Below are 20,646 nucleotides of genomic sequence, written 5' to 3' on the forward strand. Positions count from 1 at the left end.
GGCCACCAAATTTTAGCTTTAAAATCATATAAAAAAGCCACTTTCCTCGAAGTGGCTTTTTTATTCCGTGCTCACAGTGGCGGCAAAATGGCGGCGGTAATGCCTGCATTCTCAGCTATCTTTCCCCTCTTAACCAGCCTATAGCCAGGCTAACCAGAAAGCCGGCAAAGAAGATCGCGACAGCCGCAGCGATAGATTTCCACCACTCATCAAACCAGAACAAGGCAACAAATGCCGCTATAGAGAACAGGCCAATGACTATGGACTCAGCCAAGTCAGCAGTTTGTCGGCCAACAAATTTAACGAACTTCACAAGAAAGGATTTTAGCCAGTTCATTGATTTTATTACTTAACGATAGGAAGTCATCATCACTTAACCATTAGTTAAAATCCAACCGCTGGCTTTTGATTGATCTATCCGCTATCGGTCGCCTCTCACAAGGCTACACAAAGCAATAGTGACAAACACCAGTAACAGGAATATTGCCGCGCTCAGAATTCGTTGCCACCATTCGTCGAACCAGAACAGTGAGCCAAACGCAGCGACAGAAAATATCCCGCCCAAAATCGCTTCCACAAGGTGCGACAATCCTTTACCGAGCTTACTGCCCCAAGACTTTAGATAGCTCATGATTCACACCTTCACAGAACATTTTCGATTTGCTGGTATAGGCAACAAAGGGTTCAAGATACTCCTCCGCCAGAAAGTAGATCATGTCCAAATTTCGTGGCGTGAGCTTATGGTACGTTGAGGGATATTGTTCCCGCAAACGACGCGAAGAAACGGCGGCCTGTTCAATAATTCCTTGTAAAAGAATGATGTTTAGCCCAGCAATGGTGACACCTTTGAATACCCATTTGAAAAGTGTGCTGCCGATAACCTTTTTCAAAATATGGTGTGTGATTTGCTGAACCAGAATGAACTGCGTCCCCATACGTCCTGTAAGATAACCCTCTACATGGTTTAATTTTTGGCTTAGCACGGTTTGTGTTTGCAGATCCATCCGCTGATAGCAGTCACGGATAATCACCGCTATCAGCTCACGTAGCGGGGCTTCGATACCATAGCCGGCACGAACGACCTTGATGAACCGTTCCGTTTCGATTTCATTGCGGCGCTTAAGCCCTCGACCGCCGAGCCCTGCTCCCTGCCATGTCCTACGAGCACTATAGGCAATGCCCCTTGGTAAAGACTCTATTCCCTCAAGAATTCCTTGAGCTACGGCTTTCGCATCCATAACAATCCCTTATCAGCGCCCTGGCCGTACCCTATACTAACTTCGCTTAAAATATCAACACCCCTTTCATCCTAATGAAGGGCGCCCCTCGGCATAATGGCTTTTTTGTTTCCCGCCGCCGTGCCACACTTCTCTTTCAGCATGCCCGATTTATTCCGACTCAAAAGGACCCCGCATGATCGTCAACTGCGACCACGACAACCTCGACGCCTGGCTGGCGCTGCGCTCGACGCTGTGGCCCACCTGTCCGTTGGAAGAGCACCGCGCGGAGATGCGCGAAATATTGGCTTCGCCGCACCACACCGCGTTTATGGCGCGGGGGCTGGACGGCGCTTTCGTTGGCTTTGCCGAGGTCGCGCTGCGCTACGATTACGTCAACGGCTGCGAATCGTCGCCGGTGGCGTTTTTGGAAGGGATTTACACCGTCGAACGCGCCCGCCGCCAGGGCTGGGCCGCGCGATTGATCGCACAGGTGCAGGAATGGGCCAAGCAGCAAGGCTGCAGCGAGCTGGCGTCGGATACCGATATCGCCAATCTGGACTCCCAGCGCCTGCATGCGGCGCTGGGCTTTGCCGAAACGGAACGGGTGGTGTTTTACCGCAAAACGCTGGGCTGATCAGGCGGCCTTGTTTTGCCGCTGATGCGCCAGCTGCTCGGCGCGCAGCAGCCTCTTCTCCAGTTCGCCCTCGCCAATATTGGCCTTACCCCCTCATCCAGAGTGTTCGCCATCGCGCTAGCACCGAAACAGCAGCCAAATACGGCCGTTCATCGACACAAATCAATCAAATACAATCATAATGAGCGTAATTGGTTCTATTTTGATTGGATTTGTCGCCTTAACTCATTTTGAAAAACTTATAATGGGGACATCACATACCCGCAGATACCGCTCAACCGCTCAATAGAACAGGAGATAAGCTTTTATGAAACTGACCAGCCAAAGCTTTAAAGAAGGAGAGTTCATTCCCGGTGAGTTCGCCTTCGCTATTCCCGATGCCGCCAACCATGTTGCTTTATCGAGAAATCGCAACCCCCATCTGGCCTGGAGTGAAGTGCCTGCAGGCACTCAGTCTTTCGTGATCGTCTGCCATGATCCCGACGTGCCAAGCCGTGGTGATGATGTGAATCAAGAGCGTCGGGTTGTGCCCGCGTCGTTGCCGCGCGTTGATTTCTTTCACTGGCTGCTGCTGGATATTCCGGCCAGTACCGTGGAAATTGCGGCGGGCTCTCAATCGGACGGCGTAACGCCGCGTGGCAAAGCCGGGCCAAACGCCCCTTCGGCCTATCGCCACGGCACCAATGACTATACCGGTTGGTTTGCCGCCGACGAGCAGATGAAGGGGGAATACTACGGTTACGATGGCCCATGCCCACCGTGGAACGATACGTTAGTTCATCATTATATTTTCACGGTTTATGCGCTTGCTACCCCCGGTTTGGATGTACAAGGGCCTTTGACAGGGGCTAATGTGAATGCCGCCCTGGCGGAAGCGCCAGTGTTAGCCCAAGCGAGACTGACAGGCCTTTACAGCCTGAACCCTAACGTAGCATCAACGGCGAAATAATCGCATGAAGGAGTCGAATATGAGCCGGACCGGTTCCTTCGGATCAGTGCGAACCAGACGCAAGCCGGATGCGAAGCTTTTGCATTGGCACTCTCCGTCGGGGGCTCCGGTAGCGAGGCACCGCTTGTGCGGAGTGTGCCAGCCGACATTGAAACGCCAGCTGCACACGCCGCAGTTCGTCTTCCATGAAGCGACGGTCTTGCTGCTCGCGACGGGCCAACTTGGTATCACATCGGCTTCACAACATTTGTCTCTGGAGACCCCCGGCGAACTGCTCCTGGTCCCCCCCAATACCCGCGCAGATTTAGTCAAAACGCCGGGCGACATCGATCGGCCTTTTCGCTCGATATTCCTGACGCTGTCGGCAGAACTGCTGGATGTCTTTCACCGAACCCGGCAGGCTTCCCCCCCTATCCCCCCTAAAAATGACGCGTGGAAAACGCTGCCTCTGGACGAAGACCTGTCGGCAACGTTTTATCACGTGATTGAAAGCGTGGAAAAACAGGAAATCAGCGATATTCGCCTGCAATACCGCCTTCTGGACTTTTTGACCGCGCTGGCCGAACGGGGGCATGTTTTTACGCATTTGCCGTTGGATAGCCCATCACAGCGCCTGCGCACCTTGATTCTTGAGGCTCCGGAACAAAACTGGACGGCAGAAACAGCAGGAAAAACATTAGCGATGAGCCCGGCAACGTTGCGGCGGCGCCTTGCCGCCGAACAGACACGCTTCGAAGATTTGCTGATAGACGTCCGCATGCATCACGCCATGATGTTGCTTCAAACCACCCGATGGGATATGACCCGCATTGCAGAGGCCTGCGGTTACAAATCCAGATCGCGTTTTAGCGAACGCTTTCAAAAGCGTTTTGGTTACGCGCCTTCCGCCATCCGATAAAACGCCGGGCTGATCAGGCGGTCTTGCTTTGCCGCTGATGCGCCAGCTGCTCAGCACGCAGCAGGATCTCCTGCAGATCGTCCTCATCGATATCGAACAGATCCCCCTCCATCAGCGCCTCGTGCAGATCGGCGCGGGTGATGGAAACGGCATCGATCGGCAGATTGGCCGGCTTGGCCTCCGCCGGCGCCAGCGCGTGCGGGTAGCGCCGCCCGGCCAGGTTATTGAACAGAATGGCCAGCGCCGCCAGCAGCACCGAGTTCAGCAGCACCGGGTACAACACGAAGTGGTAGCCCATCTGATGAATGCCGGGGCCGCCGAGGATGGCGGTCAGCGCCACCGCGCCGCCGGGTGGGTGCAGGCAGCGCAGCTTGAACATCAGGCCGATGGCCACCGCCGCCGCAACGCCGCAGGCCAGGCCCGGATCGGGGATCAGCAGACCGGCGCTCACGCCCACCGTCGCCGCCAGCGCATTGCCGCCGACGATCGACCAAGGCTGCGCCAGCGGGCTGTTCGGCACGCCGAACAGCAGCACCGCCGAAGCGCCCATCGGCGCGATAAACCACAGGTTCACCTCGCCCAAAATAAAGTGGCTGATCCAGCCGGCGAGCATCAGCCCCAAACCGGCGCCAACGCTGGAAATCAGCATCTCTCGTTTGCCCACCGCCAGCGGGTGCGGCCACAGGCGCGCGCATCCCACTTTCACTCGTTCTATCCACTGCGTCTTCATGTTACCCAATACGGCTCAATTCACGTGTTGGCAACAAATATATCACATCATCCTGAAGGAGCTCACGGCGCCGTAAACCGCGCCGCCCAAGAACTTTTAGGCTAACAGATTGATTTTTAGCCTCCCCTCGACAATGATGAATGTTCCCCCCTTAACCCCGAGGAACCGCCGATGTCTCAACCGATCACCGAGCTTTATACCGACAGTGAATTTTTCAGCCCGTACGCCATGTCCGCCTTTGTCGTGCTGACGGAAAAAGGCATTCCGTTCACCGTGAAGCCGGTGGATCTGGCGAAAGAAGAGAACAAAGAGGCAGCCTACGCGGCGCTATCGCTCACCCGCCGGGTGCCGACGTTGGCGATCGGCGAGTTCCAGCTCTCGGAGTCTTCGGCGATCGCCGAATACCTGGAAGACATCCACCCGGCCCACGCCGTGTACCCGCGCGACGTGAAGCTGCGCGCCAAGGCGCGCGAGATCCAGGCCTGGTTGCGCAGCGATCTGCTGCCGATCCGCGCCGAGCGCTCGACCGAAGTGGTGTTCAACAATGGCAAGTTCCCGCCGCTGTCCGAAGCCGCGCAGGAAGCCGCGCGCAAGCTGATCGCCGCCGTGGAAAAGCTGTTGAGCCACGGGCAGGACAATCTGTTCAGGGAGTGGTGCATCGCCGACACCGATCTGGCGCTGATGCTCAACCGGCTGGTAATGCACGGCGATCCGGTGCCGGAGCGCGTGCGCCACTATGCGCACAAGCAGTGGCAGCGCCCGTCGGTGCAGGCCTGGCTGGCGTTGTCGGAAAAACGGCGCGCCTGAGGAAAAAAATCGGCGGCCACGACGCCGCCGTTCTCAATGCCGAGAAACAACATCACTGCTTGAGGGAAGGCAAATCACCATCCAGAGGGCAGATAGCCTAACAATGAAGCGATGGCGTACACCGCGCTGGCCAGGTACAGCAACACAATGCTGATCTGCAGCAGCGGATGCGTGATCCAGTTGCACTGCCAGCGTGGTGTTTGGTCGCCGTGTTTGCGCGCGCCGCGCAGGATCAGCATCGGCATGATCGACAGGATCACCCCGCTGAACACCCCGGCGAAGTAGAGCGCGTTGACGAACGACACCAGCCCGCTGTAGGCCAGCGCGAACGGCGGCACCACCACCAGCAGCAGCACGCCGAAGCGGCGCAGCGGCAGCTCGTCGTTGCCCAGCCGGAACTTGTCGAAAATATTGGTCAGGAAGCTGCCGCCCAACCCCCAGTACGAGGTCAGCATCGCGCACAGCGCGAAGATGTTGGCGGAGAAGAACGCCCACTGCCCCAGCGCCTGGCCCCAGGAAATGGTGGCCACATCGGAGATGTCATCCAGCCCGCTGAGCGCGATCACCGACATCGGCACCGCCGCCAGCAAAATGAACGTCACCACCATGCCGACGATGATCGCCTTCGGCAGCTGCTCCGGCTTATCGGCAAAGCCGCGCGCCATCTCCGGCACGATGTACTGCGCCGAGAAGCAGAACACCACCACGTTGAATACCGGCACCATATAGCGCCAGTCGCCGTCCAGCAGGTTGCGCATCTGGGTGGTGTCTTTCAGCAGCGTCGCTGCCACCAGCGCGGTCAACATCACCACCATGCCGATGCTGATGAACTTCTCGCCGCGGCCGATCGCTTTCAAACCGAGATAGAGCACGCCGGCGGCGGGTACGAAGAACAGCAGGCTGCCCAGCGCCGGCGAGATGCCGAACAGCGATTGCAGCAGCTTGCCGCTGCCGGTCATGTAGGCGGTAAGCGCCCCGACGCTGTTGACGCACACCGAAGCGAACATCAACCAGGCGCCCAGGCCGCCGACGTAGCGCTTCGCCAGCCCGCTCAGCTGCAGATGCGCGCGGGTGCGCAGCGTGGATTCGGCAACGTACAGCATGGTGATGGTGGTCAGGCTCCCCACCAGCACCAGCCAGAACAGCAGCGGCAGGAAACCCGCCTTGCTGGAGGCATAGGCGATGGAGAGCACGCCGGCGCCGATGTTGGTGCCGACGATCATCGCCACCCCTTCGAGGAAACTTAACGATTTGGCGGGTGCAGGTGCTCGCACCCCGGCGGCAAGCGCCGGAGAAACAGAGATATTATCAGACATGCATCATCCTTTATCGCCCGGCGACGCTGGCCGCCGGGATGGGTTAACGTCCTGACGCTCAACGGCTCACATCGATACACAGGTATTTCAGCTCCAGATATTCTTCTATCCCGTAGCGCGATCCTTCACGCCCGAGCCCTGACTGTTTCACGCCGCCGAACGGCGCCACTTCGTTGGAAATCAGCCCGGTGTTGATGCCGACCATGCCGTACTCCAGCGCTTCCGGCACTCGCCACTGGCGCGCAGCGTTCTGCGTGAACAGATAGGCGGCCAGACCGAATTCGGTGTCGTTGGCCATGGCGATGGCTTCCGCCTCGTCATGGAAGCGGAACAGCGGCGCCACCGGCCCGAAGGTCTCTTCTTTGGCGAAGCGCATCTTCTGCGTCACGCCGGTTACCACCGTCGGCTGGAAGAAGGTGCCGCCCAGCGCGTGCGGCTGGCCGCCGGTGGCGATCTGTGCCCCTTTGATCAGCGCGTCGTCGATGTGGCTCTGCACCTTCGCCACCGCATCGCTGTCGATCAGCGGCCCCTGAGTGGTGCCTTCCTGGCTGCCGTCGCCGACTTTCAACTGCTCGACCGCCGCCACCAGCTTCTCCGCCAGCCGCTCGTAGATGCCGTCCTGCACGTAGATGCGGTTGGCGCACACGCAGGTCTGGCCGCTGTTGCGGAACTTGGAAGCCATGATGCCCGCCACCGCCGCGTCCAGATTGGCGTCGTCGAACACGATAACCGGCGCATTACCGCCCAGTTCCAGCGACAGTTTCTTGATGCTCGGCGCGCACTGCGCCATCAGGATACGGCCGACCTCGGTCGAGCCGGTAAAGCTCAGCTTGCGCACCACCGGGCTGTCGCACAACACCTTGCCCACCTGCGCCGCTTCCCCAGTCACCACCTGCAACACGCCGGCGGGAATGCCGGCGTCCTGCGCCAGCTTGGCCAACGCCAGCGCGGTCAGCGGCGTTTGCTCGGCCGGTTTGACGATGATGGCGCAACCGGCCGCCAGCGCCGGCGCCACCTTGCGGGTGATCATCGCCGCCGGGAAGTTCCACGGGGTGATGGCCGCGCACACGCCGATCGGCTGCTTCACCACCACCAGGCGCTGCGAAGCCTGAGGCGCCTGCAATACCGCGCCGTCCACCCGCTTGGCCTCTTCGGCGAACCAGGTGATGAACGACGCGGCGTAGGTCACTTCGCCGCGCGCTTCCGCCAGCGATTTGCCCTGCTCGGCGGTCATCAGCTGCGCCAGATCTTCCTGCGCGGCCAGCACCTTATCAGCCCAGGCCAACAGCAGCGCGGAACGCTGCTTGGCGGTCAGCTGTTTCCAGTCGTTTTGCGCCCGCTGCGCCGCCGCGATCGCCTGTTGGGTTTCCTCTTCGCTGACCAGCGGAATGCTGGCCAGTTCGGCGCCGGTGGCCGGGTTGATCACCGCTTCGCGCTTGCCGCTCAGGGCGTCGCACCATTCGCCGTTGATCAGACACTGGCTGCGCAACAGCTCGGGATTGTTCAATTTCATGCCGTTCGCTCCTTAGTGGGCCAGCGCGCGGGACAGAATACCCATCGCCTTGGTGAACTGATCGTCCGGGATAGTCAGCGGGTAGAGGAAGCGGATCACATTGCCGTTCACGCCGCAGCTCAGCAGCAGCAGCCCTTCCTCCATCGCCTTCTGCTGCACCTGACGGGTGATATCGGCTGAAGGTTTACCGGTAGCCGGATCGTTGAACTCCACCGCCACCATCGATCCCTGCGCGCGCACGTCGGCGATCGCCGGGCTGGTTTTGCGCGCCTGCTGCAACACTTCCACCAGGTGTTGACCCAAGCGCTGGGCGCGCTGGCACAGTTGCTCCTCTTCAATCACGTCCAGCACCGCGTGCGCGGCGGCCACCGCCAGCGGATTACCGGCGTAGGTGCCGCCCAGCCCGCCCGGCGCCGGCGCGTCCATCACCTCGGCGCGGCCCGCCACCGCCGACAGCGGCATGCCGCCCGCCAGGCTTTTCGCCATGGTGATCAAATCGGGCTTAACGCTGTAGTGCTCCATGGCGAACAGCTTGCCGGTGCGGGCGAAGCCGGTCTGCACTTCGTCAGCGATCAGCAGAATGCCGTGCTGGTCGCACAGCGCGCGCAACGCCTGCATGAAATCGGCCGGCGCCACGTTGAAGCCGCCCTCGCCCTGCACCGGCTCCAGCACGATCGCCGCCACCTGCTTGGGATCGATATCCGCTTTAAACAGGCGGTCCAGGCTGTTCATCGCGTCTTCGGTGGTCACGCCGTACAGCGCGTTCGGGTACTGGCCGTGGAACACCGAGCCGGGGAATGGGCCAAAGCCCAGTTTGTAAGGCGCCACTTTGCCGGTCAGCGCCATGGTCATGTAGGTGCGGCCGTGGAAGCCGCCGCCGAAGGTGATCAACCCCGGGCGGCCGGTGTAAGCGCGGGCGATCTTCACCGCGTTTTCCACCGCTTCCGCGCCGGTGGTGAAGAAGGCGGTTTTACACGGACCGGCGATCGGCGCGCGCTGGTTGATGCGCTCCGCCAGCGAGACATAGCTTTCGTAAGGAACGATCTGATAGGCGGTGTGGGTGAAGGCCTGCAGCTGCTTTTCAATCGCGGCGATCACCTTCGGGTGGCGGTGGCCGGTGTTCAGCACGGCGATCCCCGAGGCGAAGTCGATCACTTCTTTGCCTTCCACATCCCACAGCGTGGCGTTCTCTGCGCGCTCGGCGTAAAAACCACACATCACGCCCACTCCGCGCGGGGTGGCGTCCTGACGGCGTTGGTTCAATTCTGCGTTTTTCATGCTGTTCTCTCCGGTCGGTGCCAGTTACACGTTTCGTTCACATTCGTGAAACAATGCCGTTTATTTACACAGGATGTGGCCCTATAATCGAGTGCCAGTTACGAATAATTGAGGGATCCAATTGCGCTCATTGAGTGGTGATCTGTTGCTGCAGCGCCTCGGCGAACAGCCCGATGACAAGCTGCACAAGCGGCTTTACAACGCGATCCGCACCAGCATTCTCGACGGCAGCCTGCCGCCCTCCAGCCGCCTGCCCGCCTCGCGCGACCTGGCGCAGGAGCTCAGCCTGTCACGCAACACCGTGTTAACCGTTTATGAACAACTGTTGGCAGAAGGCTACGTGTCGGCGCGCGCCGGCAGCGGCACCTTCGTCGCCGACACGGTGCCGGACAGCTGCCTGTCCACCGGCGGCGCCCCGGCGGACGGCAGCGGGCAACCGCGGCGCGTCGAACTGTCGGAGCGCGGCGCCACGCTGCTGCACCACGCCAGCGCCAGCCCCAAACAGTGGGGGGCGTTCATTCCCGGCGTCCCCGACGTCAACGCCTTTCCTCATCAGCTGTTCAGCAAGATCCAGGCGCGCCTCAGCCGCCGCCCGACGCCGCAGCGGCTGACCTACAGCAATCAGGGCGGCAGCCCGGAGCTGCAGCATGCGTTGGTGGAGTATTTGCGGGTGGCGCGCTCGGTACGCTGCTCGCCGGAACAGATCCTGATCACTGAAGGCATCCATCAGGCGATCGATCTGGTGACGCGCATGTTGTGCAATCCGGGGGATGACGCCTGGATCGAAGAGCCGGGCTATTGGGGGATCCGCAATATCCTGCGCATCAATGCGCTGAACGTCTGCCCGCTGGCGGTGGACGAGGCCGGGCTGGTGCCGCCGGAGCAGCCCACGACGCCGCCCCGCCTGATTTTCGTCACCCCGTCGCACCAGTATCCGCTCGGCTCGGTGATGAGTCTGGCGCGCCGCCAACGGCTGCTGACGCTGGCGCGCAACGCCGGCGCTTGGATCGTCGAGGACGACTACGACAGCGAATTCCGTTTTTCCGGCCAGCCGATCCCGGCGTTGCAAGGGCTGGAAGCCGACGCGCCGGTGATCTATATCGGCACCTTCAGCAAAACGCTCTACCCGGCGCTGCGCCTCGGCTATGTGGTGTTGCCGCCGCCGCTGGTGCAGGCGCTGAAAACCGCCCATGCCGAGCTGTACCGCGGCGGGCACCTGCTGATCCAAAGCGCGCTGGCGGAGTTTATTCAGGCGGGGCACTACACGGCGCATATCCGCCGCATGCGGTTGCTGTATGCCCGGCGGCGCGCCTTCCTGACCGGGTTGATCGAACAACATCTCGGCAAGCAGGCGCTCAGCGAATTCAACAGCAACGCCGGCTTGCACCTGATCCTCAACCTGCCGGACGAGGCCGACGACGTGGCGATCGCCGCCGCCGCCGGCGCGCGCGGGGTGCTGGTGCGGCCGCTGTCGCGCTACTATATGCAGCCCAACCGCCGGCGCGGCCTGCTGATGGGCTTTGCCTGCGTGCCGGAAGAGCAAATGGCCGCCGCCTTCACCCAGCTGCTGGCGTGCATCAACGCCCCGCACTAGGTCAGATCGCCGCCCGCCTGCCTCACCAGGCCTGAAGCCGCCAGCCGTCCGCTTGCCTGTTCAGGCGGTGCGTCGGCCTCAGCGCCTGCAGGAAGTCTTCGTCGTGCGACACCACCAGCATCGCGCCGGGGAAATCCGCCAGCGCGGTTTCGATCGCCAGCGACGACGCCAGATCCAGGTGGTTGGTCGGCTCGTCGAGCAACAGCAGCTGCGCCGGTTGTCGCCGCCACAGCGCGCAGGCCAGCGCCGCCTTCAAGCGTTCACCGCCGCTCAGCGAGCCCAGCGGCAACGCGATGCGATCCGCGCCAAGCTGCAGCTGCGCCAGCCGGGTACGCAGCGCCCCTTCCGCCAGCGGCGAATCCTGTAGCCCCAGATGTTCCATCACCGACAGGCCCGGATCGAGCTGCGACAGGGTTTGATCGAGGTAGGCCGTCGACAGCGGGCAATGACAATGGCCGGAAAGCGCCGCCAGCTGCCCGAGAAGAGTCTTCAGTAAGGTGGATTTTCCGCAGCCGTTGGGGCCGGTCAACGCCACGCGCATCGGGCCGTCGATCCGCAAATCCAGCGGCGGCGCGCTGACGAACGGCAGTTGCAGCCGCTCGAGCACCAGCACCTGCTTGTTCGCGTTCACTTCACTGCCCGGCAGCGCCAGCAACACCGGCGGTTCCTCCTCCACCCGCTGATAGGCTTCACGCACCGCCGCATCGAGGCTGTCGCGCCGATCCTGATGCTGTTTGCGCAGCGTGCCTAGGCTCTCCTTCGCCGCCGACTTGTAGGCCACCCGTTCGAAAGAGGCGATATTCAGCGTATCGACGACGCGCAGCGTTTGCGCCGAGCGCCGCTGGCTCATGTCGTGCTCTTTCTGTTGGCGAGCGCGGGTGCGGCGGCGCTCCTCGCGCGCATGCTCCAGATCGGCGCGCGCCGCCTGCTGCTCCGTATCGCGCTGGCGCCGGTAGTCCTCATAGTTGCCGCCGTAGCTGCGCAGCGCGCCGGGCGTCAGTTCGACGATGCGCTCCATGCGCCCCAGCAGCTGCCGGTCATGGCTGGCGATCAACAGCCCGCCCCGCCACTGATCCAGCTGCTGATACAGCCAGGCGCGGCCGGCGCTGTCGAGGTGGTTGGTCGGTTCGTCCAGCAGCAGAAAATCCGCTTCGCCGAGCAAGGCGCCGCACAGCGACGCGCGCATCCGCTCGCCGCCGCTCAGCGAACTGGCGGATCGCAACGGATCGAAGGCCGGCAACCCGGCGGCGGCAAAGGCGTTTTGCAGACGATCGTGAAGATCCCAGCGCCCTTCCAGACGATCGATATCGTCCGTCAACGGCCGCCCCTGCTCGAGACGCGCCAGCGCGGCGAACACCTCACCGTAGCCCAGCAGCTGCGCCAGCGTAGTGTGCGGCGCGATCTCCGGCTGCTGCGCAACGTAAGCCAATGCGGCATGAGATTCAACGTGTCCATTGCCCGGCAGATCCAATCCGGCGATCAGGCGCAGCAGCTGGGTTTTGCCAACGCCGTTGCGCCCCACCAGGCCGCAGCGCGACCGATCAAAAGCGAGATCCAGCGGGCCGAACAGCGTTTCGCCGTCAGCAAATTGGCAGGTCAGTTGATGTAAAACGAAATAAGGGGACTGCACTAAATGAGCCATAAGCACTCCTGAATGAGATCAAAACATCCCCACAGGGCGCGAGAGCGCACGGCGTGGGACCAGATATCAACAGGCGTGGTTGTTCATTTTCGGTTATGGCTCCGCAGAGAGAAGGAATTTGCAACGCGTAAAGGCTAACCGATCTTTTGTTCGTTATGCAAACAGAGTCTGAGATTCATGACATCTATCACATTCGGCGCAACGCAGATTCCCAAGCGGCGCGACAACGGCTAGATTTATCTCATCCGACCACTTGTGTTCACATAATTATAACAACGGGCCCCGATTTCACCCGATGGAGAGTGCAATGAGCAATTACCCTCACCTGCTGGCGCCGCTGGATCTCGGCTTCACCACCCTGAAAAACCGGGTGCTGATGGGATCGATGCATACCGGCCTGGAAGAGCTGCCCGACGGCCCGCAGCGTCTGGCCGCGTTCTATGCCGAGCGCGCCGCCGCCGGCGTGGCGCTGATCGTCACCGGCGGCATTGCCCCGAACGAACAGGGCGTAGTGTTTCGCGGCGGTTCGCTCCTCAACAGCGAGGCGCAATTGCCTCACCACCGACCGGTGACCGAGGCCGTCCACCGGGCGGGCGGCAAAATTGCGCTGCAGATCCTGCACACCGGCCGCTACAGCTATCAACCCAAACTGGTGGCCCCTTCCGCGCTGCAGGCGCCGATCAACCCGTTTACGCCGAGCGCGCTCAGCGAAGCGGAGATTGAGCAAACCATCGCCGATTTCGCCCGCTGTGCGGCGCTGGCGCAGCAGGCCGGTTACGACGGCGTTGAGGTGATGGGCTCCGAAGGCTATCTGATCAACCAATTCTTGACGACGCGCACCAACCAGCGCGACGACCAATGGGGCGGCAGCTTCACCAATCGCATGCGCTTCGCCGTCGAAACCGTCAGGGCGGTGCGCCAGGCGGTGGGCCCGGAATTTATTCTGATCTACCGGCTGTCGATGCTCGATCTGGTGGAAGACGGCTCCAGCTGGGAGGAGATCGAGCAGCTGGCGCTGGCGATCGAACAGGCGGGCGCCACCATTATCAATACCGGCATCGGCTGGCACGAAGCGCGCATCCCGACCATCGCCACCATGGTGCCGCGCGCCGGATTCAGCTGGGTGACCCGCAAGCTGATGGGCAAGGTCAGCATCCCGCTGATCACCACCAACCGCATCAACGATCCGGCGGTGGCCGAGCAGGTGCTGGCGGACGGCTGCGCCGATATGGTGTCGATGGCGCGCCCGTTCCTCGCCGACGCCGCCTTTGTGCAGAAAGCCGCCGAAGGGCGCGCCGACGAGATCAATACCTGCATCGGTTGCAACCAGGCCTGTCTCGACCAGATTTTTGAAGGCAAGCTGACTTCCTGTCTGGTCAACCCGCGCGCCTGCCGCGAAACCGAAATGCCGCTGACGATGGCGGAAAAACCGAAAAAACTGGCGGTGGTCGGCGCCGGCCCCGCCGGGCTGGCCTTCGCCACCACCGCCGCCAGCCGCGGCCATCGGGTGACGCTGTTCGACGCCGCCGAGCAGATCGGCGGCCAGTTCAACATCGCCAAGCAGATCCCCGGCAAGGAAGAATTCCATGAAACGCTGCGTTACTTCCGCCGCCAGCTGGCGCTGCGTGAAGTGACGGTCAGGCTGGGCGTCAAGGTCGAAGCGGCGGATTTAAGCGAATTCGATGAGGTGATCCTCGCCTGCGGCATCGTGCCGCGCACCCCGGACATCCCCGGCATCGGGCACGCCAAGGTGCTGAGCTATCTGGACGTGCTGCGCGATAAAAAACCGGTCGGCCAGCGGGTGGCGATCGTCGGCGCCGGCGGCATCGGCTTCGATACCGCCGAGTACCTCAGCCAGCACGGCGTGTCCAGCAGCCTGGATCAGGCGGAATTCAACCGCGAATGGGGCATCGATGGCCGCCTTGAACAGCGCGGCGGGCTGGCGGCGCAAGGCCCGCAGGCGCCGCGCGCCGCCCGGCAAATCTACCTGTTGCAGCGCAAAACCAGCAAAGTGGGCGAAGGCCTGGGCAAAACCACCGGTTGGATCCACCGCGCCAGCCTGGCGATGCGCGGCGTGAAGATGCTCAACAGCGTCAGCTATCGGCTGATCGACGACGAAGGGCTGCACATCACCCGCGCCGAGCAAGACAGCTGCCTACCGGTGGACACGGTGGTCATTTGCGCCGGGCAGGAACCGCGCCGCGAACTGCAGCAACCACTGTTGGCGATGGGGAAAACCGTGCACCTGATCGGCGGCGCCGACGTGGCCGCCGAGCTGGACGCCCGCCGCGCGATCGATCAGGGTACGCGGTTGGCGATGGCGCTGTAAAAAAGGGGCGCCCGGCGCCCCTGATATTGATGACAAACCTCATCCCCATGCCGGGTTGGCAGAGAGCAGCGAATAGAGAACAAGGAAAATCAATTTATTGATTTTCGGCTGATATCCACAAAGGGGGAAAAACCACGCTTTTTCCCCCTTTGTCTACAGCCAGAGGGGCGCCCGGCGCCCCTTGTTATTCACGCTCAGCGACGCGCGCCGGATTTCACCGCTCTCAAGATCACGAACTTCTTGTTCGAGGCCACCAGCGTGCAGTTGCCGAACAGGCGCTTGAGCTTCTGATGGTAGTCGAGGTGACGGTTGCCGACGATGCGCAGTTCACCGCCCACCTGCAGGCAGCGCTTGGCGTCGCAGAACATCTGCCAGGCGGTGTGATCGGTAATGGCGTGTTGCTGGTGGAACGGCGGGTTGCACAGCACCGCCTGCACGCTTTCACGCTCGATGCCTGCCAGCGCGTTGTTCACCTCAAACTGACAGCGGTCCAGCTCTTGCGGCAGGTTGTGCTCCACGTTCAGCTCGCTGGAGGCCACCGCCATGTAAGATTCATCGACGAAGGTCACCTGCGCTTCCGGGTTTTGCGCCAGCGCCGTCAGGCCAATCACGCCGTTGCCGCAGCCCAGATCGACGATATGGCCGTTCAGGCCGCGCGGCAGATGTTCCATAAACAGGCGCGCGCCGATATCCAGGCTGCCGCGCGAGAAGACGTTGGCGTGGTTATGGATAAGCCAATCGGTGCCGTCCAGCGTCCAGTCGGTGGTTTCCGCCGCCGCCGGCGGGACGATATCCGCCGCCTGGCAGAAGATCAGACGCGCTTTCTTCCACGCCAGGCTGGTGCGCGTCGGGCCCAGCACTTTTTCAAACAGCTGCATCGTCGAAGTGTGCACGTCGCGCGCTTTGGCGCCGGCGACGATCAGCGTGTCTTCGGTCACGACGTGGCGCAGCGCGCGCAGCTGCTGTTCCAGCAGCGCCAGCGCTTTCGGCACGCGAATCAGCACCACCGCCGGCGCCGCCGGCAGCTCGGCCAGGCTGTCCAGCAGTGTGACCTGCTCAGGATCCAGACCGTTGAGTTTGAGGTTGTGGCGCGTCGCCAGCTGGCTCATGTACGAGTCGCTGACACTGTAAGGGCGATGCGCGTGCAACGCACAGGCCAGGGTGCCGAAGTTATCGTTGAAAATCAGCACCGGGCGGCCGCCGATATCTACGTTTTCAAGCTGTTGCAGCAGATATTCGTCCGCCGCTTCCCACGCCTGCAGTTGGGTGGATTCTTCCTGTTGGGGATAACGCTCCAGCTCAAGTTGCTGTGTTCCCAGATCGAGTTGGCTCATTGCCCCTCCTGACTGATAAAATTTGGGCTGTTTATCCCCTAAAAACGCCCGTCAGTAAAATGTTTTTTCGGATAAATTGCGTATTGCGCCGCGTATCTGAAAACCCGCGTCCCTTTTCTCCTTTAACAACATTAACCTTTCCCTCCCAAGCACCCATGTCGACGTTTTTTTAACCTGACGAGGTGTAACTTTAAATGTTACACTGCCAGTCCCTATGGAAGGGGGAAAGCATGATTAAATCTTTCCGCGATCGCTATCTGGAGCAGTTCTATCTGGAAGGCAAACGCAGCCGTCTGATCCCCGGCGTGCTCGAGCGGCAGTTGGCCAGAAAGCTCGATATATTGGCCGCCGCGCAGCAAGAGCGTGATTTGCATCACCCCACGGGTAACTATTACAAGCGGCTATCCGGGCCATTTCAGGGATGGTCAAGTCTGCGCGTCAATATGCACTGGCGGCTGATGTTCCAGTGGCGGCATGATGCCGCTGAAAAAATTTACCTCGATCCTCACCAAGATACCTGAACGAGGGGGAACCTATGTTGGAAACCACGACTCGCGAACCCACCACGGTGGGGGAAGTGCTGCAGGAAGAGTATTTAACGCCGTTGGGCATCGGCCAGGAAGAACTGGCGAAGGTACTGGGCGTCACCCGTGCCACTGTTAACCGCCTGTGCAACGGGCATCGACGCATGAGCGTTGCCGAGGCCAACCTGTTTGCCGACCTGTTCGAAACGACCGCCGACTTTTGGCTAAACCTGCAGGCGGCACACGATCGCTGGGAAGCCAGACAGGCCGATGCGCAACGTGTGCGGCTGCGGCCAATCAAAGAAATACTGGGACGCAATATCACTCATGCATGACATCGAACTCGCCTACCTGCAAGGCTACCCAACGCATCTGCAAAGCCAGGTGCAGCAACTGATCCATCAGAATCGGCTGGGAGACGTGCTGCTGCAGCGCTATCCGCAGGTGCATGAGTGCACCACCGACAAGTCGCTGTATCAGTTTACCGTCGATCTGAAAAACCAGTATCTGCGCAACGCCCAGCCGCTGAGCAAGGTGGCCTATGACAGCAAGATCCACGTCATGAAGCACGCGCTGGGCCTGCACACCGCCATCTCGCGCGTGCAGGGCGGCAAGCTGAAGGCCAAGGCGGAAATCCGCGTGGCGACGGTGTTCAAGGTCGCGCCTGAGCCGTTCCTGCGCATGATCGTGGTGCATGAGCTGGCGCATCTGAAAGAGAAAGATCACAACAAGGCGTTCTACAGCCTGTGCTGCCATATGGAGCCCGATTATCACCAGCTGGAGTTCGATACCCGGCTGTATCTGACGCACCTTTCGCTGTTCGGCGAGCTGTATGCATAGCGAGTGAGGGCGTGATAATCTGCGGTTTTAAGCCTGGACCGGAGCTCGCCATGATTCGCTTTGCCGTCGTCGGCACCAACTGGATTACGGAACGTTTTATCGATGCCGCCCATGAAAGCGGCAAACTCAAGCTGAGCGCCGTGTATTCACGCTCGCTGGAACAGGCGCAGGCGTTTGGCGCCAACTATCAGGTCACGCAGTTTTTCGACTCGCTCGAGGCGATGGCGCAGTCTGACGCCATAGACGCGGTGTATATCGCCAGCCCCAATTCCCTGCACTGCCCGCAATCGCTGCTGTTCCTGCGCCATAAAAAGCACGTGATCTGCGAAAAACCGCTGGCCTCCAACCAGCGCGAAGCGGAACAGCTGGTAGCCTGCGCGCGGGAAAACCAGGTGGTGCTGTTCGAGGCGTTCAAAAGCGCCTATCTGCCGAATTTTCTGGCGCTGCAACAGGCATTGCCGAACGTCGGCCGGTTACGCAAAGCCTTTATCAACTACTGCCAATACTCTTCGCGCTATCCGCGCTACCTCGCCGGCGAGAACCCCAACACCTTTAACCCGCAGTTCTCCAACGGCTCGATCATGGATATCGGTTACTACTGCCTGGCCAGCGCGGTAGCGCTGTTCGGCGCGCCGCAGTCGGTGCTCGCCAGCGCCACACTGCTCGATACCGGCGTTGACGCCCACGGCACCGTCTGCCTGAACTACGGTGATTTCGACGTCACGCTTTCCCATTCCAAGGTCAGCGACTCGGCGATCCCCAGCGAGATCCAGGGGGAGGAAGGCACGCTGATTATCGACAAGATTTCCGAGTGCCAGGGCGTGGCGCTGACGCCGCGCGGCGGCAACCGCCAGGATCTGAGCCAGCCGCAGCACATCAACACCATGCTGTATGAGGCGCTGGCCTTTGCCGAGCTGGTGGAAAATCACCGGGTGGAGCATCCGGGGCTGGAGAATTCGCTGATCGTCGCCCGCCTGCTGACCGATATCCGCCGCCAGACCGGCGTCGTCTTCCCCGCCGACGGAGAATGAGATGAAACCGCTGCTCGTGATGCAAACCGGCGACGCGCCGCAGGCCATTCGTCAGGAATTGGCCAACTTTGATGGCATGTTCCTGCAACAAGGCAATATCGACGCCGAACGCGCGCACATCGTGCACCTGCCCGCCGGCGAACGGCCGTTGCCGCCTGCCGCCTATTGCGGCGTAGTCATCACCGGCTCGCCGGCGATGGTGACCGAACGGCTGCCGTGGAGCGAGGAAGCCGCCGAATGGCTGCGCCAGGCGATGGCGATCAAACTGCCGCTGTTCGGCGTCTGCTACGGCCACCAGCTGTTGGCCTACGCGCTCGGCGGCGAAGTGGGCTACCACCCGCAGGGCATGGAGGTGGGTACGCTGGAGATCGAACTGCTGCCCGCCGCGGCCGACGATCGGCGGCTCACCCTGCTGCCGCCGCGCTTCAAGGCCAACCTGATCCACTCGCAGAGCGTGCTGACGCCGCCCGCCGGCGCGCAGACGCTGGCGCGTTCGCAGCAGGACGCGCACCAAATCCTGCGCTATGGCGATCACGCCCTGACCACCCAGTTCCACCCGGAATTCAACGGCGCGGTGATGAGCCAGTATCTGCAGTGGCTCGGCGAGCTGCATCCCGAGCAGCAGGCCCGCTACCAACAGCAACAACAACAGGTTAGCGACACGCCATTCAGCCGCCTGCTGCTGCAGGGATTCGTCGTCAGCCTCGGCGCGCAAAAAGCGATGGCCGGTTAACGCGATTCACGTTGACCGCCGACACATTTTGCATTACTTTCTGCTCTGCAAAGGGGAGTAACTTCATTGCCGGTCAATCGTCATTACGATGCGCAAGCATCCGGTTACCGGGCAACCTGATGTCAAAGGTGTAACCACCTTCATCAACGTTGTAAGTGAGACCTTGCCGGAAGGCGAGGTTTGCTTGCAGCGTTCACAGAGCGGCTGGCGTCTTCCGACGTTGGCCGTTTTTGTTTTTGAAGGATACCTCTGATGATGAATTCCGTTGGCACACCGTGGTTATGGGGCAGCTTTGCCGCCGTCATAGTCGTGATGCTCGCAATCGATCTCCTGTTGCAGGGCCGTAAAGGCGCGCACACCATGACTATGAAGCAGGCCGCCAGCTGGTCGCTGGTGTGGGTCAGCCTCTCCCTGCTGTTCAACTTCGGTTTCTGGTACTACCTGAATGAAACCGCCGGGCGCGCCGTCGCCGATACCCAGGCGCTGGCCTTCCTGACCGGCTACCTGATCGAAAAAGCGCTGGCGGTGGATAATGTGTTCGTCTGGCTGATGCTGTTCAGCTACTTCGCCGTGCCGGCCAACCTGCAACGGCGGGTGCTGATCTACGGCGTGCTGGGGGCGATCGTGCTGCGGACCATCATGATCTTCGCCGGCAGTTGGCTGGTCAGCCAGTTCCAGTGGCTGCTGTATCTGTTCGGCGCTTTCCTGCTGTTCACCGGTATTAAAATGGCGCTGGCGAAGGAAGATGACTCGGCGATCGGCGACAAACCGCTGGTGAAATGGCTGCGCAGTCGCTTGCGCATGACCGACAGCCTGGAAGGCGAGCGTTTCTTCGTGCGCCGCAACGGCATTCTGTTCGCCACCCCGCTGGTGCTGGTGCTGATCCTGGTGGAACTGAGCGACGTGATTTTCGCGGTGGACAGCATTCCGGCGATCTTCGCCGTGACCACCGATCCGTTCATCGTCCTGACCTCCAACCTGTTCGCCATCATGGGCCTGCGCGCCATGTACTTCCTGCTGGCCAACGTGGCGGAACGGTTCTCGATGCTGAAATACGGCCTGTCGGTGATCCTGGTGTTTATCGGCATCAAGATGCTGATTATCGACTTCTTCCACATCCCGATCGGCGTTTCGCTCGGCGTGGTGGCGGGCATCCTGACGCTCACCTTGCTGATCAACGCCTGGGTCAATCGCCGCAACGATCGCCTGGCGAAGAAATAACCATAATCTGTTATCCGGGGCGCTAGTCGCCCCGTGATTGTTTGGCAATTCCC

General features: G+C 61.1%; 20 protein-coding genes. 12 read left to right on the forward strand and 8 right to left on the reverse strand.

What is annotated here, in order from left to right:
• Positions 1-115 precede the first annotated feature (115 nt).
• Entirely contained in the window at positions 116-337 is a 222-nt protein-coding gene (locus AC2CGQ_RS15265; protein WP_033651283.1) for a hypothetical protein, read from the reverse strand.
• 265 nt (positions 338-602) lie between these two features.
• Positions 603-1,238, reverse strand: a complete 636-nt coding sequence (locus AC2CGQ_RS15270; protein ID WP_049278768.1) for a hypothetical protein — start codon at positions 1,236-1,238, stop codon at positions 603-605.
• 175 nt (positions 1,239-1,413) lie between these two features.
• Between AC2CGQ_RS15270 and aac(6') the strand changes: the two genes are divergently transcribed.
• The 3 genes from aac(6') (at position 1,414) to AC2CGQ_RS15285 (ending at position 3,701) form a co-directional block, all read left to right on the forward strand.
• Entirely contained in the window at positions 1,414-1,854 is a 441-nt protein-coding gene (gene aac(6') / locus AC2CGQ_RS15275) for an aminoglycoside 6'-N-acetyltransferase (protein ID WP_166445418.1), read from the forward strand.
• Between the two features lie 307 nt (positions 1,855-2,161).
• Positions 2,162-2,803 carry a YbhB/YbcL family Raf kinase inhibitor-like protein gene (locus AC2CGQ_RS15280; protein ID WP_033632033.1) on the forward strand — a complete coding sequence of 214 codons (642 nt, stop codon included), beginning with the start codon at positions 2,162-2,164 and terminating at the stop codon, positions 2,801-2,803.
• A gap of 148 nt (positions 2,804-2,951) precedes the next feature.
• Positions 2,952-3,701: an AraC family transcriptional regulator gene (locus AC2CGQ_RS15285; RefSeq protein ID WP_202963931.1), complete on the forward strand. Its 750-nt coding sequence runs from the start codon at positions 2,952-2,954 to the stop codon at positions 3,699-3,701.
• A 13-nt stretch (positions 3,702-3,714) separates the two neighbouring features.
• Here AC2CGQ_RS15285 and AC2CGQ_RS15290 read toward each other — a convergent pair whose 3' ends face one another.
• Positions 3,715-4,431 (reverse strand): HPP family protein, encoded by a 717-nt coding sequence (locus AC2CGQ_RS15290; protein ID WP_049270431.1) that lies wholly within the window; start codon positions 4,429-4,431, stop codon positions 3,715-3,717.
• 171 nt (positions 4,432-4,602) lie between these two features.
• Between AC2CGQ_RS15290 and yfcF the strand changes: the two genes are divergently transcribed.
• Positions 4,603-5,238, forward strand: coding sequence for a glutathione transferase (gene yfcF, locus AC2CGQ_RS15295; protein WP_004937171.1), 636 nt, complete (start codon positions 4,603-4,605; stop codon positions 5,236-5,238).
• 74 nt (positions 5,239-5,312) lie between these two features.
• On the opposite strand, the gene AC2CGQ_RS15300 is transcribed toward yfcF, so the two are convergent.
• Genes AC2CGQ_RS15300 through AC2CGQ_RS15310 form a run of 3 tightly spaced genes read right to left on the reverse strand, consistent with a single transcriptional unit; the run spans position 5,313 to position 9,345 of the window.
• Complete coding sequence (locus AC2CGQ_RS15300) at positions 5,313-6,554, reverse strand: aromatic amino acid transport family protein (protein WP_004937169.1); 1,242 nt, start codon at positions 6,552-6,554, stop codon at positions 5,313-5,315.
• A 58-nt stretch (positions 6,555-6,612) separates the two neighbouring features.
• Positions 6,613-8,067 (reverse strand): NAD-dependent succinate-semialdehyde dehydrogenase, encoded by a 1,455-nt coding sequence (locus AC2CGQ_RS15305; protein WP_021505087.1) that lies wholly within the window; start codon positions 8,065-8,067, stop codon positions 6,613-6,615.
• A 12-nt stretch (positions 8,068-8,079) separates the two neighbouring features.
• A complete protein-coding gene (locus AC2CGQ_RS15310; RefSeq protein WP_004937164.1) occupies positions 8,080-9,345 on the reverse strand; it encodes a 4-aminobutyrate--2-oxoglutarate transaminase in 1,266 nt (421 codons plus the stop codon).
• Between the two features lie 121 nt (positions 9,346-9,466).
• Between AC2CGQ_RS15310 and pdxR the strand changes: the two genes are divergently transcribed.
• Positions 9,467-10,939 (forward strand): MocR-like pyridoxine biosynthesis transcription factor PdxR, encoded by a 1,473-nt coding sequence (pdxR, locus tag AC2CGQ_RS15315; RefSeq protein ID WP_484593744.1) that lies wholly within the window; start codon positions 9,467-9,469, stop codon positions 10,937-10,939.
• A gap of 22 nt (positions 10,940-10,961) precedes the next feature.
• Here the strand turns inward: pdxR and AC2CGQ_RS15320 are convergent, their stop codons facing one another.
• The gene (locus AC2CGQ_RS15320) at positions 10,962-12,581 is read right to left on the reverse strand and encodes an ABC-F family ATP-binding cassette domain-containing protein (RefSeq protein ID WP_484593745.1); all 1,620 of its coding nucleotides are present in this window, start codon (positions 12,579-12,581) and stop codon (positions 10,962-10,964) included.
• 307 nt (positions 12,582-12,888) lie between these two features.
• Between AC2CGQ_RS15320 and AC2CGQ_RS15325 the strand changes: the two genes are divergently transcribed.
• Entirely contained in the window at positions 12,889-14,910 is a 2,022-nt protein-coding gene (locus tag AC2CGQ_RS15325) for an oxidoreductase (protein ID WP_484593746.1), read from the forward strand.
• Positions 14,911-15,104: 194 nt separating this feature from the next.
• Here the strand turns inward: AC2CGQ_RS15325 and rlmG are convergent, their stop codons facing one another.
• Positions 15,105-16,244: a 23S rRNA (guanine(1835)-N(2))-methyltransferase RlmG gene (rlmG, locus tag AC2CGQ_RS15330; RefSeq protein WP_015379148.1), complete on the reverse strand. Its 1,140-nt coding sequence runs from the start codon at positions 16,242-16,244 to the stop codon at positions 15,105-15,107.
• Between the two features lie 230 nt (positions 16,245-16,474).
• Between rlmG and AC2CGQ_RS15335 the strand changes: the two genes are divergently transcribed.
• From AC2CGQ_RS15335 to AC2CGQ_RS15360, 6 genes are all read left to right on the forward strand, one after another.
• The gene (locus AC2CGQ_RS15335) at positions 16,475-16,765 is read left to right on the forward strand and encodes a type II toxin-antitoxin system RelE/ParE family toxin (RefSeq protein WP_048325546.1); all 291 of its coding nucleotides are present in this window, start codon (positions 16,475-16,477) and stop codon (positions 16,763-16,765) included.
• A gap of 14 nt (positions 16,766-16,779) precedes the next feature.
• A complete protein-coding gene (locus AC2CGQ_RS15340; protein WP_015379150.1) occupies positions 16,780-17,103 on the forward strand; it encodes a HigA family addiction module antitoxin in 324 nt (107 codons plus the stop codon).
• Positions 17,096-17,608 carry a M48 metallopeptidase family protein gene (locus AC2CGQ_RS15345; protein ID WP_015379151.1) on the forward strand — a complete coding sequence of 171 codons (513 nt, stop codon included), beginning with the start codon at positions 17,096-17,098 and terminating at the stop codon, positions 17,606-17,608. Before AC2CGQ_RS15340 ends, AC2CGQ_RS15345 begins: the two co-directional genes overlap by 8 nt.
• Before the next feature lie 50 nt (positions 17,609-17,658).
• Positions 17,659-18,639, forward strand: coding sequence for a Gfo/Idh/MocA family protein (locus AC2CGQ_RS15350; RefSeq protein WP_004937152.1), 981 nt, complete (start codon positions 17,659-17,661; stop codon positions 18,637-18,639).
• A gap of 1 nt (position 18,640) precedes the next feature.
• Entirely contained in the window at positions 18,641-19,372 is a 732-nt protein-coding gene (locus tag AC2CGQ_RS15355; RefSeq protein WP_015379152.1) for a glutamine amidotransferase, read from the forward strand.
• Positions 19,373-19,624: 252 nt separating this feature from the next.
• Complete coding sequence (locus AC2CGQ_RS15360; protein WP_021505093.1) at positions 19,625-20,593, forward strand: TerC family protein; 969 nt, start codon at positions 19,625-19,627, stop codon at positions 20,591-20,593.
• Positions 20,594-20,646 lie beyond the last annotated feature (53 nt).

The sequence above is a fragment of the Serratia sp. DFXYC6 genome (assembly GCF_057196085.1).

Coding starts and splice junctions, on each gene's coding strand:
- AC2CGQ_RS15265 (WP_033651283.1), bottom strand. CDS start 337: ATGAACTGGCTAAAATCCTTTCTTGTGAAGTTCGTTAAATTTGTTGGC.
- AC2CGQ_RS15270 (WP_049278768.1), bottom strand. CDS start 1,238: ATGGATGCGAAAGCCGTAGCTCAAGGAATTCTTGAGGGAATAGAGTCT.
- AC2CGQ_RS15280 (WP_033632033.1), top strand. CDS start 2,162: ATGAAACTGACCAGCCAAAGCTTTAAAGAAGGAGAGTTCATTCCCGGT.
- AC2CGQ_RS15290 (WP_049270431.1), bottom strand. CDS start 4,431: ATGAAGACGCAGTGGATAGAACGAGTGAAAGTGGGATGCGCGCGCCTG.
- yfcF (WP_004937171.1), top strand. CDS start 4,603: ATGTCTCAACCGATCACCGAGCTTTATACCGACAGTGAATTTTTCAGC.
- AC2CGQ_RS15300 (WP_004937169.1), bottom strand. CDS start 6,554: ATGTCTGATAATATCTCTGTTTCTCCGGCGCTTGCCGCCGGGGTGCGA.
- AC2CGQ_RS15305 (WP_021505087.1), bottom strand. CDS start 8,067: ATGAAATTGAACAATCCCGAGCTGTTGCGCAGCCAGTGTCTGATCAAC.
- AC2CGQ_RS15310 (WP_004937164.1), bottom strand. CDS start 9,345: ATGAAAAACGCAGAATTGAACCAACGCCGTCAGGACGCCACCCCGCGC.
- AC2CGQ_RS15320 (WP_484593745.1), bottom strand. CDS start 12,581: ATGGCTCATTTAGTGCAGTCCCCTTATTTCGTTTTACATCAACTGACC.
- AC2CGQ_RS15325 (WP_484593746.1), top strand. CDS start 12,889: ATGAGCAATTACCCTCACCTGCTGGCGCCGCTGGATCTCGGCTTCACC.
- rlmG (WP_015379148.1), bottom strand. CDS start 16,244: ATGAGCCAACTCGATCTGGGAACACAGCAACTTGAGCTGGAGCGTTAT.
- AC2CGQ_RS15335 (WP_048325546.1), top strand. CDS start 16,475: ATGATTAAATCTTTCCGCGATCGCTATCTGGAGCAGTTCTATCTGGAA.
- AC2CGQ_RS15340 (WP_015379150.1), top strand. CDS start 16,780: ATGTTGGAAACCACGACTCGCGAACCCACCACGGTGGGGGAAGTGCTG.
- AC2CGQ_RS15345 (WP_015379151.1), top strand. CDS start 17,096: ATGCATGACATCGAACTCGCCTACCTGCAAGGCTACCCAACGCATCTG.
- AC2CGQ_RS15350 (WP_004937152.1), top strand. CDS start 17,659: ATGATTCGCTTTGCCGTCGTCGGCACCAACTGGATTACGGAACGTTTT.
- AC2CGQ_RS15355 (WP_015379152.1), top strand. CDS start 18,641: ATGAAACCGCTGCTCGTGATGCAAACCGGCGACGCGCCGCAGGCCATT.
- AC2CGQ_RS15360 (WP_021505093.1), top strand. CDS start 19,625: ATGATGAATTCCGTTGGCACACCGTGGTTATGGGGCAGCTTTGCCGCC.